Genomic DNA, 676 nt, shown 5'->3' on the forward strand with positions numbered 1-676 from the left:
ATCAAGCCTATTTTACCCGACGTCCGCGAGTTCCTGCGCGGCACCCTGCGGATGCTGACCCGGCTCCGGCCCTTTGAAAACTACGGTATCCGCCTGCCGGCTATCCGGATACTGGTCAACGGGATTGAAGGAACGAATCTTGACCGGGATACGCTGAGTGAACTGACTGACATTATCAATAATCAACGGTATGACGCTTCCGCACTGGGCGGCAGGCAGGTTTATCAGTTGCTGGAAACCCGGATAGACCTGCTGGACATCTACAAACTGGGGCATGTCCGTGCCCAGCCCGTTCATCGTCTTGAGTATAAAACCACCCGAAAAAGCCCGGCTGCCGCGCAAACCATGCACCGCCTTGCCTGTGAGTTGGTGCCCTTATGGGCGGAAAAATTCGACGCGGTATTGACTGCGCAACCGATGGGAGAAGCGCAATGAAGGTTATCTGGCGGGCGGTTTGTTTTCGTTATGAGAGTGTTGAATTACTGTTCAGTGATGATGAGTGGTTTGTTTTTGTGGATGCGCCGGATCGTGAAACCGCGCAGGTGAAACTTCAGGTCTTATTGCCGGCTATTCTTGACGTTTCCCCGGAAGGAGTAGAGCACTATTATCCCCGCAATGAAGCGGAGCTGCGCAGGCAGGCCATGCGCCCCGATGCGTCTCCGGATTTGGCGTTGCT

The 676-nt window shown here is 54.7% G+C and carries 2 pseudogenes; both read left to right on the forward strand.

The window, feature by feature from the left end:
- A pseudogene (locus tag FE394_RS20170) lies at positions 1 to 435 on the forward strand (ParA family protein); the annotation flags it as partial.
- Positions 432 to 676: pseudogene (locus FE394_RS20175) on the forward strand (hypothetical protein); the annotation flags it as partial. The pseudogenes FE394_RS20170 and FE394_RS20175, both read left to right, overlap by 4 nt.

Source organism: Xenorhabdus littoralis, assembly GCF_033949345.1.
GTDB lineage: Bacteria > Pseudomonadota > Gammaproteobacteria > Enterobacterales > Enterobacteriaceae > Xenorhabdus > Xenorhabdus littoralis.